The 10,782-nt window shown below is 55.4% G+C and carries 9 protein-coding genes and 1 pseudogene; all 10 read right to left on the bottom strand.

Annotated features, from left to right (window positions below):
- Nucleotides 1-809 (bottom strand): Stk1 family PASTA domain-containing Ser/Thr kinase (gene pknB, locus TJ79_RS01890; protein WP_040948595.1); only part of this gene is annotated, 809 nt, incomplete at its 3' end.
- Between the two features lie 6 nt (nucleotides 810-815).
- Nucleotides 816-1,571, bottom strand: a complete 756-nt coding sequence (locus TJ79_RS01885; RefSeq protein ID WP_040948594.1) for a Stp1/IreP family PP2C-type Ser/Thr phosphatase — start codon at nucleotides 1,569-1,571, stop codon at nucleotides 816-818.
- Nucleotides 1,572-1,575: 4 nt separating this feature from the next.
- Nucleotides 1,576-2,688 (bottom strand): dual-specificity RNA methyltransferase RlmN, encoded by a 1,113-nt coding sequence (rlmN, locus tag TJ79_RS01880; RefSeq protein ID WP_052339176.1) that lies wholly within the window; start codon nucleotides 2,686-2,688, stop codon nucleotides 1,576-1,578.
- Nucleotides 2,689-2,754: 66 nt separating this feature from the next.
- Nucleotides 2,755-4,233, bottom strand: a complete 1,479-nt coding sequence (gene rsmB / locus TJ79_RS01875) for a 16S rRNA (cytosine(967)-C(5))-methyltransferase RsmB (RefSeq protein WP_337588917.1) — start codon at nucleotides 4,231-4,233, stop codon at nucleotides 2,755-2,757.
- 94 nt (nucleotides 4,234-4,327) lie between these two features.
- The gene (gene fmt, locus TJ79_RS01870) at nucleotides 4,328-5,287 is read right to left on the bottom strand and encodes a methionyl-tRNA formyltransferase (RefSeq protein WP_040948592.1); all 960 of its coding nucleotides are present in this window, start codon (nucleotides 5,285-5,287) and stop codon (nucleotides 4,328-4,330) included.
- Between the two features lie 2 nt (nucleotides 5,288-5,289).
- The gene (gene def, locus TJ79_RS01865; RefSeq protein ID WP_040948591.1) at nucleotides 5,290-5,781 is read right to left on the bottom strand and encodes a peptide deformylase; all 492 of its coding nucleotides are present in this window, start codon (nucleotides 5,779-5,781) and stop codon (nucleotides 5,290-5,292) included.
- A 157-nt stretch (nucleotides 5,782-5,938) separates the two neighbouring features.
- The gene (gene priA / locus TJ79_RS01860) at nucleotides 5,939-8,638 is read right to left on the bottom strand and encodes a primosomal protein N' (protein WP_040948590.1); all 2,700 of its coding nucleotides are present in this window, start codon (nucleotides 8,636-8,638) and stop codon (nucleotides 5,939-5,941) included.
- A gap of 6 nt (nucleotides 8,639-8,644) precedes the next feature.
- Nucleotides 8,645-9,913: a bifunctional phosphopantothenoylcysteine decarboxylase/phosphopantothenate--cysteine ligase CoaBC gene (gene coaBC / locus TJ79_RS01855; protein WP_052339175.1), complete on the bottom strand. Its 1,269-nt coding sequence runs from the start codon at nucleotides 9,911-9,913 to the stop codon at nucleotides 8,645-8,647.
- 62 nt (nucleotides 9,914-9,975) lie between these two features.
- Entirely contained in the window at nucleotides 9,976-10,197 is a 222-nt protein-coding gene (gene rpoZ, locus TJ79_RS01850; RefSeq protein WP_040948589.1) for a DNA-directed RNA polymerase subunit omega, read from the bottom strand.
- Nucleotides 10,198-10,782 (bottom strand): annotated as a pseudogene (gene gmk, locus TJ79_RS01845) (guanylate kinase); the annotation flags it as partial.

Below are 10,782 nucleotides of genomic sequence, written 5' to 3'. Positions count from 1 at the left end.
AGGCACGTTTCCAGATCGGCCAGCATCTCCCGGGCCGATTGATAGCGGTTGTCGGGATTTTTCCGCATCGCCTTAAGAATGACGTTTTCCACGCTTTGGGGAATAAGCGGATTGACTTTGCGCGGCTCCGGTACGTTTTCCTGCAGATGCTTCAACGCAACGCTGACTGGGCTTTCACCGGAAAAAGGAAGCTTTCCGGTGAGCATCTGATAGAGCACGATACCAAGGGAATACAAATCGGATTTTGCACCAGCCAAGGTGCCCTTGGCATGCTCGGGAGAAAAATAGTGGACAGAGCCCACTACCGAACCGGTTTGGGTAATACTGGAAGACGCTCCTGCTCGGGCAATGCCGAAATCCGTCACCTTCACCCGGCCATTGCGTCCGATCAATATATTATGAGGTTTAATATCCCGATGAATAATTTGATTGCTGTGAGCATGGTCCAGAGCGTCACAAATTTGTGAGGCGATATTGACCGCTTCCTCAACCTGCAGCGGAGCACGCTCCTTGATCAAATCGTTGAGCGTCGTTCCTTCCACATATTCCATAACAATAAAATGAATGTCGCCTCTTTGGCCGACGTCATAAATACTGACGATATTCGGATGAGACAATGCCGCAGCCGATTGGCCTTCCCGACGAAAACGCTGGATAAACTCCTCGTCGTGAACAAATTGCGGGCGAAGCACCTTCACGGCTACGATGCGGTTCAATAAAATATCCCGCGCACGATAGACGAGAGCCATTCCGCCTCCGCCGATAATCTCGATGATTTCATATCTTCCTGATAGCGTTTGACCGATCATCCAACATCACCCCTTTGATTCCGTATCGCCCGGAGCATTTTTCAGCAGGACAACCGTAATATTATCGTCTCCGCCCGCTTCCAGAGCGGTTAAAATCAGAGAATCGGCAATTTGTCCCAAATCGCCATCCCCCTGCAAAACGCGAAGAAGCGTCGTATCCGTCGCCATCGTGCTGAGGCCGTCGCTGCAGACCAGTATGATGTCTCCAGGCTCCCAATTGTGTACGCAAATGTCCGCTTCAACATCGGGATCGGTTCCGAGGGCGCGGGTCAGCACATTGCGGCGTGGATGGTTTTCCGCCTCTTCCGCCGTCAACTGTCCGGATTTCATAAGTTCATAGACGAGAGAATGATCCTCGGTCAGGCGGATGAGCTTATCATTTCGCCGCAAATAAGCCCTGCTATCGCCGATGTTGGCGATGGTCAGGGATTGTTCCGTAGCCAAAAGCGCGACTACGGTCGTTCCCATGCCGCTAAACTGCTGCCGGCTACGGGAAACCTCATAGATTTGGCGGTTGGCCGATTGAATAGCCTCATGGAGCAGGAGCTTCCGTTCCTCCTCCGATGCATCCGGCTGCACTTGCTGCAGCCCTTCATGGATGAGCTCTACAGCCATTTGGCTGGCCGTATCACCAGCCTGATGGCCACCCATTCCATCCGCCACAATGGCGAAAACCAACCCATTCAAGTCGGGCGTCACTAGCGCCCGGTCCTCGTTGACCGCACGGATGCGGCCGATATCCGTTCTGACGGCAGTTAGCATTGCATCACCTCTTACTGGACTCCATACGCTTTTCTTTCGGCATATGCTTCGCGCGAAGCTGTCCGCAAGCGGCGGCTATGTCGCTGCCCTGCTCCCGGCGGATCGTCGCGTTAATCTTGTTTCGCTCCAGCACCCGTTGAAAGTTGAAGATATCGTCCCGCGAAGTTCGGGTAAACTTGCGCTCTACCACAAAATTGACGGGGATAAGGTTGACATGGCAAAGGGGAACATTCTCTTTCAAAAGCTGCGCCAATTCCTCCGCATGCTCTTGCTGATCGTTCTCTCCGCCCATCAGAGCGTATTCAAAGGTGATTCTCCGTCCCGTCTTATCTACATAATACTTGCACGCCTTGATCAGATCTTCCAGAGGATACCTGCGGTTAACCGGCATCAGCTTCGACCGCAGGGTGTCATTCGGCGCATGGATGGAAATGGCCAGGCTGATTTGCGTATCCTCATCGGCAAACCGGTATATATTGGGCACGATTCCGCTGGTGGATACGGTGATATGGCGCTGGCCGATGTTGAGGCCTTTTTCATGCACCATCACGTTCAGAAACGCCATTAAAGCGTCGTAATTTTCAAAGGGCTCGCCAATGCCCATGACGACAATGCTGCTCACCCGTTCCCCCGTTGCATCCAGCTGCTTCTGCGCTTTTACCACCTGGGCGATGATTTCCCCGGGAGCGAGGTTGCGCTTCAGCCCACCCAGGGTCGAGGCGCAAAAGGTGCAACCGATGCGGCAGCCCACTTGGGTTGTTACGCACACGCTGTTCCCGTAATCGTGGCGCATGACGACAGTTTCGATGGCGTTTTTGTCCTGCAGTTCAAAGAGGAATTTCACCGTTCCGTCTTTAGAATCCTGCCTGGCGATTTCATTCAGGGTCACGAATTGGAACTGATCGGCCAGTTTTTCCCGCAGCCCTTTGGGCAGGTTGCTCATTTCGTCAAAGGTCGCGACCCGCTTCACATAGAGCCAGTCGAAAATTTGTCCCGCACGAAAACCGGGCTCCTTGTTTTCCTTAGCCCACTCCTGCCAACCTTCGTATGTCAAATCGTAGATGAAAGGCTTCACGGTATCACAACCCGCCTTGTTTGATAGATTTTGTACATTCATCCCTATATTTTACTCTATCGGCAAGTATATAGCTAGCCACCACGCTTAGGCGGATTTCACCGGGCCTTAAACGTCGCTGCCCATCTCCGCGGCAGGTTGTCCGGATTTATGCAAACGGGCGATAAAAAAGCCGTCCGTCCCCCAGTCGCAAGGGAGGATTTGCACCATGCCGCCTTCGGCTTCCTTGCGGGTTTGATCTCGCCTTGCCGTAGATATCGCGTCTTTGTCAGCGGCATCAGTCTGCATTCCTGTTTCCAACGGACTTTCCGGGAATGGCTCCAATGAAAATTCCTGATGCTCCCGGAGAAACGCTTCAACCTGCGCCTGATTCTCTTCCCGTTCCGTCGTACAGGTGCTGTAAACTAAAACGCCGCCGGGCTTGAGCAGCTTGTGGACAGCCTCCAGCAATTCCTTCTGCAAGGTGGCGATGTCGGCGATCTCCAGCTCCTCTTTAGCCCACTTCAGATCGGGCTTGCGGCGGATGACGCCAAGGCCCGAGCAGGGAGCGTCCAAGAGGATGCGGTCGAAGCTTTCCGGCGGATAGAGGCCGGAAAGCTTCCGGGCGTCCGCCACCACAGGGCGGACACAATCGGTAAGACCAAGGCGCTCCGCTTGGTCGACGATGAGCTGCCGCTTGTGCTCGTGCACGTCACAAGCGGTAATGGTGCCATGGCCGGCCATCCGCTCGGCCATGTGAGCGGTCTTGCCGCCAGGAGCGGCGCAGCAGTCCAGGACGCGCATCCTTGGCTCGGGGGCGACGACCTCGCCCACGAGCATGGAGCTCTCGTCCTGGACGCTCAGCTCGCCGGCGGCGTACCAGGCGGAATGCGCCAGGTTCCCGGCGCCTTCCGCCACCAACCCCGCTGGAGCGAGCAGCGAGGGACGGACGGTGACGCCGTCCCCGCGCATCCGCTCCAGCAGCTCACCGCGCGTGCGCCGCATGGCGTTGACGCGCACGCTGGCGTGCGGCGGCTCGTTGTTCGCCGCGCACATGCGCTCCGCCAGGTCCGCCCCGTAGGCGCGGACCCAGCGAGCCACCAGCCACTCGGGATGGGAGTGGCCGAGGGCGATGCGCTGCACCGGATTCAATCCGGCGGGAAGAGTCAACGTCTCTTTCTGGCGCAATACGTTGCGCAAAATGCCGTTGACCATGCCGGATATGCCCTGGTGCCCTCGCTTCTTCGCCAGATTCACCGCCTCGTTTACCGCCGCGTGGGGCGGAATCCGCTGCAAATAATAAAGCTGGTAGAAGCTGAGCCGGAGCAAATTGCGCACCCACGGCTGCAGCTTATCCAGCCCCTTTGCCGCAAAGCGGCCAAGATAATGATCGATGGTGTTGAGCCGTTGGATCGTGCCGTAAACGAGCTCTGTCGTGAGAGCCGAATCCGCCCGCTCCATACCGGCTTTCTGCAGCGCCTTGTTCACCAGCAGGTTGCTGTAGGACTTGTCCTCCTCCACGCGGGTGAGGATGTCCATGGCTACCTCCCGGGGATTGCTTTTGCGGGTGGCCGGCTTTTGTATCATTTTGTCCGTCTCTTTTGTCAACGGTAATCCTCCTGGGTTATAAGGTTTGACGTCTCACCGTTATGCAATACCGCCGATTGCGAGAAGATTGCCTGCATTCGGCGGCTTACTCTCTTTAGACGCCCAGCACGGTTCCCGGCTCCATGCCCTTGCCCCGGCTGAACTCCGCGGCAGACATTGCTTTTTTACCGGCAGGCTGGACTTCCGTCAGTGTGATGCTGCCGTCTCCCGTCCGCACCGTGATGCCTTCGGTACCTGCCTTCAGCACGGTTCCCGGCTGTTTCCCGTTGAAAACAGCATCCGCATGATCCGCAGATGCGGAATCCGGTTTGGCGCAAGCCCATACTTTTAAGACTTCCCCATTCCACAGCGAATAAGCCACCGGCCATGGATTCAGCCCGCGCACCCGGTTGAAAATCTCTAATGATGGCTTGGACCAATCGATCAGTTCGTCCGCTCTTTTCAGCGTAGGGGCATGGGTCGCCTCCGCGTCCTGCTGCGGTTCCGCCGTCAATTTGCCAGCGAGTAAATCCGGAAGAATGCGGCCGAGCAGTTCCGCGCCTTCCAGGCTCAGCTTATCGAACAGGGTGCCAGCGGTATCCCCATCCGTGATGGGAACTTCAACCTTCGCAAGCATGTCCCCCGTATCTATACCTTCCGCCATATACATGATGGTTACGCCGGTAACGGACTCTCCATTGATGACTGCATATTGGATCGGCGCTCCGCCCCGGTACTTCGGGAGCAATGAGCCGTGAACGTTAATACAGCCATACTTCGGCAGATCCAGAACCGCTTTGGGTAAAATCTGCCCATACGCTGCCGTCACGATCAAATCGGGCGCAAGCTCGGCGATTTGCGCCACCGCTTCCGGACGGCGTATACGCTCCGGCTGCAGCACAGGGATCCCATGCTTCTCCGCCTCCACTTTTACGGGTGTTGGAGTCAGCACCCGTTTTCTCCCCTTGGGCCGGTCCGGTTGCGTCACCACAGCTACTACCCGATATCCGCTGTCAAGCAGCTTCCGTAAAGACGGAACGGCATAATCCGGAGTTCCCATGAACAAAATGTTCATGCTCATCCCTCCTGATCATCTCTGTCGTCCCGCTCCTCTTCGCGGTACAGCTTATCGGCGATATCGATAAACAAAACGCCGTTCAAATGGTCGATTTCATGCTGCATGGCCCGGGCCAAATAACCTTCCCCAACCATTTCAAATTCTTTTCCGTTCCGGTCCTGGGCTTTGATCTTCACCACATTGGCGCGGCGCACTTCTCCCACCAGGCCGGGAATACTGAGGCAGCCTTCGGGTCCCAGCTGTTCGCCTTCCCGGGAAAGAATTTCCGGGTTGATCAACTCCAGGAGTCCATTATCGTCGCCGACATCAATGACGACTACCCGCTTCAAAATCCCGATCTGCGGCGCGGCAAGACCGACGCCGGGTGCGTCGTACATCGTTTCCGCCATATCGTCAAGAAGCTTGTGAATATTCGAAGTAAACTTCGTCACCGGCTTAGCGGTATCCCGGAGTACCGGATCCGGGTGTTTTACAATAATGCGAATGGCCATTTCTCATGCACCTTCCCTATTCTTCTCTACTGGACATTCTATGGATTGAGGTTGCGATCCGATTATTTCTTCATGATCACGTTACACTCTTTGTTGCTCCATGCCGACTTGCTTTTCAATATATGCTATCGTTGCGGTGTTACCATTCTCCCCTTCGCTACATGAGCATCTGCGGGTCTACATCCACGGAGATTTGCAGGTTTTCCTGGCGGCAAACGTCGTCGAAAGCGGCTACCGCCTTCGCAACCATTGCGGAAACATCGACATTCCCCCGATATTTTACCATGCAGCGAAACCGATATCTATCCTTGATCCGTGGAATAGGCGAAGCGACAGGTCCCAGCACCTCTAGGTCTCCGGTAGAAGACGGTTTGGACGTATCCCATAAATCCGCAAAAAGATCCCCAGTTTCCGGTTGGCTTGGGTCTCTCAAGAGACCGGAAGCCGCAGCCGCCTTCTTCAGGCGCTTCGCCAGATCCTCCGCCACTCTGATTAGCAGTGGGATCTGCTCATGGGACAATGTAATCAAAATAAGGCCGTAGTAAGGAGGATAGCCGCACTCCCGGCGGGATTTCAGCTCTGTTTCCACGAATCCGTTGTAGTCGTGTTCGGAGGAACTGACAATGCTGTAATGCTCGGGGGTATAAGTTTGCACAAATACTTCTCCCGGCAAGTGATGCCGTCCGGCACGACCTGCCACCTGGGTCAACAATTGAAACGTCTTCTCTCCAGCGCGAAAATCCGGAAGATTGAGCACGGTATCGGCAGCGATGACCCCGACCAACGTAACATTGGGAAAATCAAGCCCCTTCGCCACCATCTGGGTACCTAACAGTACATCTGCTTTACCGTCGCGGAACTGATTCAGCCATTTTTCATGGGAGCCCTTCTCGCTAGTCGTATCCACATCCATGCGAATGACCCGAATACCGGGAAAAAGCTTCGCCAGCTCCTCCTCCACCCGCTGAGTGCCTGTGCCGAAATACCGGATATGCAGACTCTCGCAGCTGGGGCATTTTTGCGGCTGCTGCTCCGCATGACCGCAATAATGACATCGCACCATACGTGAATTTTGATGATACGTCAGCGCAATATCGCAATGGGGACACTGCAGGGTAAAGCCGCAGGTCCGACACATGACAAAAGTGGAGTAGCCTCTGCGGTTAAGCAGCAGCACGGATTGCTCTCCCCGTTCAAGCCGCTCTTGCAGTGCCGCGTGCAAGGGACGGCTGAACATGGACCGGTTGCCTTCGGTTAATTCCTGCCGCATGTCCACGATGGATACAGGAGGCAGCGGACGGTTCTCCACCCGATGGGACATAGTCAACAGCTGAAAGCTCGACTGTCGGGACGCCCCGTCATCACCATCAAACTGTTCAAAACCGTCTCCGCCCCCATAGAATGAGCCGCTTTTTGCAAATGTGCCGCCGCTCGCTGCTAAGGAATATTCCGAACTCCTCCGGGTTAAAGATGAGGCTGGGTGATCCGCTCCGCCATCGACGCCATGCGTTCCATGGGCTCGATGCCAGCTCTCCAGCGAAGGTGTGGCGGAGCCCAGCAGAACAGCGGCGCCATGACGGATGCCCCGTTCGATGGCCACTTCCCGGGCATGATATTTCGGGCTGTCCTCCTGCTTGTAGGACGCTTCATGCTCTTCATCTATAATGATCAAGCCCAGCCTGGTAAAAGGCGCAAACACGGCAGAACGCGCGCCGATCACCACCCGCACCTGCTTCATGCTGATCTTCCGCCACTCATCATAGCGCTCGCCCTGAGACAAGCGACTGTGCAGCACCGCTACCTCGTCGCCGAAGCGTCCTTTAAACCGCTCTACCATCTGCGGCGTAAGGGAAATTTCAGGCACAAGGACGATCGCTTCCTTCCCAAGGTCCAAGCATTGACGAATCGCCTGCAGATAGACCTCCGTCTTGCCGCTGCCGGTTACGCCATGAAGCAGGAACACATCAGGCGTTCCATTCACGACGGATTGCCGCACCGGTTCATAGACCCGCCGCTGTTCCTCCGTCAAGGGGAGCGGTTTCGTCCGGGCAAAAGCGCGGCCTTCATAGGGGTCCCGCATGACCTCTACCGCTTCCATGCGTACCAAGCCCTTATCCGCCAGAGCCTTTACAGTTCCCGCCCCTACGTCCAACTGCAGCATCAATTCCGTCAGCTTTACGGGATTCGGATGCTCAAGGAAATGCTCCATCACCTGTCGCATCCTGGCCGCATTGGCTGGCAGTTCCGCCAACCCCTGGCGGAGCAGATCCAGCTCATCGGGGGGATATACGGTCAGAGCTTTTTTTCGCGAAAGGCGGTTGCGGATACCTTGGGTTTCCTGAAAAAAGCCATTCTGGATTTGCTCTTTGATCCATAAGCTTTCGCCAGGAAATCGCTGCAGCAGCGAATCCAGCCGGACTCCGCCCTTCTCTTCGATATAGCGGACGATCTCGTCCTGCCCCTTCACTCGAATCTGCCACGGATTCTCGCTGCCCGCATCGTCGCTAACCGTCACATACCGCTCGTATTTGGCTTTAAGGGCGCCGGGGATCATCGCCTGCAGCGCCAGTATTTCGTGGCAAATGTATTTGCGGCTCATCCAGCTCGCCAGCTCCACCAATTCCGGAGTGAGCGGCGGATAGAGGTCCATGACATGATCGATATCCTTCAAACGTTTCGAATCAACCGTCGACTTGTCCAGCAGTTCCGTAACAAAGCCCAGCACCGTACGTGCACCAAAAGGAACGCCCACCCGGCTGCCGACCTCTATCCATGGCAGAAGAGAATCCGGCACCCGATAATCGTAAGGACGATTGGTCGGTTTGGCCGCTACGTCCACGATGACCTTGGCAAACATCAGCGATCACCTGCATAAGACGGAGAGGTAACCGTAGCTGCAGAAGCAATCTGATCGTCTCGAGCTGCTTCGGCTTCCGACATGCGTTTCGCAGCAAGCCGCAATAAGCCTTTCCGCCGCTTCCTTTTTGCTTACAAGAGGCAGCTCTTCCACCAGTCCATTCCGATCGAAGATGGAAATCAAATTCGTGTCGGTTCCGAAACCGGCGCCCTCCCGGGTCACGTCGTTTGCCACCAGCAGGTCGCAGTTTTTCCGCCGCAGCTTGTCCAAAGCATTCTCTTCCAACCGTTCTGTTTCGGCAGCAAAACCGATGAGAAACTGGGTCGAACGCCGCTGCCCCAACTCCTGTAAAATATCCGGATTTTTCACCAGCTTAACGGTCAAGGTATCGCCGGTCTTTTTGATTTTTCCAGGGGCTGTCTCTTCGGGACGGTAATCCGCAACCGCTGCGGCCTTGACCACTAAGTCGGTTTCCGCAAAACGGCTCATCACCGCCTCATACATATCCAAAGCGGATACGACATTCACCAGTTCCACTCCGTCGGGGATCGAAACTGCCGTCTTACCGGCAATAAGGGTTACCTTCGCTCCCATATCTCGGGCAGCCGCCGCGATAGCAAAGCCCATTTTTCCCGACGAATCATTGGTGAGGTATCGTACCGGGTCAAGTCGCTCTACCGTTCCGCCCGCCGTAACCAACACACGCTTGCCTGCCAGATGTCCGCTCATTTTCTCCTGGAAATGCGCCTTCAGCACGTCAACGATCTCTTCCGGCTCCGCCATCCGTCCCTTGCCCACATAGCCGCAGGCCAATAGTCCGACGCCCGGCTCGATGAACTGCACGCCACGGTCTCGCAGTGTCTGCATATTTTGCTGCGTCGCCGCATTTTCGTACATGTGGACGTTCATTGCGGGAGCGACGTAAATCGGCGCAGTCGTTGCCAGCATCACCGTGCTGAGCATATCGTCCGCCAGTCCGTGTGCCATTTTCGCCAAAATATTCGCCGTCGCCGGCGTTATGACCGCCACATCTGCCCGATCCGCCAGATCGATGTGGGAGACGGCGCCGGGATGGCTGTCTTCAAAGGTGTCGAGTCTCACTGCATTGCGGGACAGCGCCTGAAAGGTGGCCGGACCTACCATTTTAGCGGCTGATTCTGTCATGAGAACATGCACATTCGCTCCGGCCTGGGATAGTTTGCTGGTAAGCGCCGCCGCCTTATAAGCGGCGATCCCCCCGGTAACCCCTAGCAATATCGTTTTCCCTTTCATGATCCGTAACCTCCTTCATGCTACAGAAAAAAATAACAACCTTGGATCAGGTTGTTAGGTCTGGATTACTTTGTGCCTTCTTTATTGGAATTCGGTATTTTCTCAAAGCGGATATAATCTTTATACATCTCTTCCAGTGCGATGCCCACCATTTTGTGGGAGACAGGCTTGCCGATTTCAGGCGCGACGCCTTCCCGCAGCTGGCGAGCGCGTTTGGATGCAGCCACGACCAGGGAATATTTGCTGTCCATTTTTTCCAAAAGCTTGTCAATAGAAGGATATAACATTTAATGCACCTCTTCTAACCATTTTAGTAGTTTGGGCATGACCCGTTCCTTTTTGCAATGTTCGGCTGTCAAAATCGACTGAATGCGCTGGCTGGCCAGATCCACCCTGTCGTTTACAATGGCGTAATCATAGTGCTTGACGAGGGAAAGCTCGTCGCGGGCAGTGGACATCCGGCTCCTGATGGAATCGGCGCTGTCCGTGCCCCTTCCCACAATACGCTGCTCAAGCTCATCCAGCGTTGGCGGCAGAAGGAAGATGAAGACCCCTTCCGGAAACTTCTGCTTGACCTTGAGCGCTCCCTGCACATCGATTTCAAGGATGATATCCTTGCCTTCTGAGAGAGTCTTAGCGACAAACTCTTTAGGCGTCCCATAATAATTGCCGACGTACTCAGCCCATTCCAACAATTCGTCCTGCTCGATCATGGAAAGGAATTGCTCTTTTGTTTTGTAAAAATAGTTGACGCCTTCCCGTTCCCCCTCACGCGGGCGGCGGGTTGTGGCGGACACGGAATAGATCAATCCTCGGTAGTGCTGCGCAAGGCGGTGCAAACCGTTCCCTTGCCGACTCCGGAAGGTCCGGAT

Source organism: Gorillibacterium massiliense, assembly GCF_000455485.1.
Lineage (GTDB): Bacteria > Bacillota > Bacilli > Paenibacillales > NBRC-103111 > Gorillibacterium > Gorillibacterium massiliense.
The sequence above is the reverse complement of the archived record's forward strand: the minus strand, read 5'-3'. Positions and strand labels throughout refer to the sequence as shown.

Bases quoted from the DNA above. Each gene is read 5' to 3' on its own strand.
- TJ79_RS01885 (WP_040948594.1), bottom strand. From the start codon at position 1,571: ATGCTAACTGCCGTCAGAACGGATATCGGCCGCATCCGTGCGGTCAAC.
- fmt (WP_040948592.1), bottom strand. From the start codon at position 5,287: ATGAACATTTTGTTCATGGGAACTCCGGATTATGCCGTTCCGTCTTTA.
- rpoZ (WP_040948589.1), bottom strand. From the start codon at position 10,197: ATGTTATATCCTTCTATTGACAAGCTTTTGGAAAAAATGGACAGCAAA.
- def (WP_040948591.1), bottom strand. From the start codon at position 5,781: ATGGCCATTCGCATTATTGTAAAACACCCGGATCCGGTACTCCGGGAT.
- rlmN (WP_052339176.1), bottom strand. From the start codon at position 2,688: ATGAATGTACAAAATCTATCAAACAAGGCGGGTTGTGATACCGTGAAG.
- priA (WP_040948590.1), bottom strand. From the start codon at position 8,638: ATGTTTGCCAAGGTCATCGTGGACGTAGCGGCCAAACCGACCAATCGT.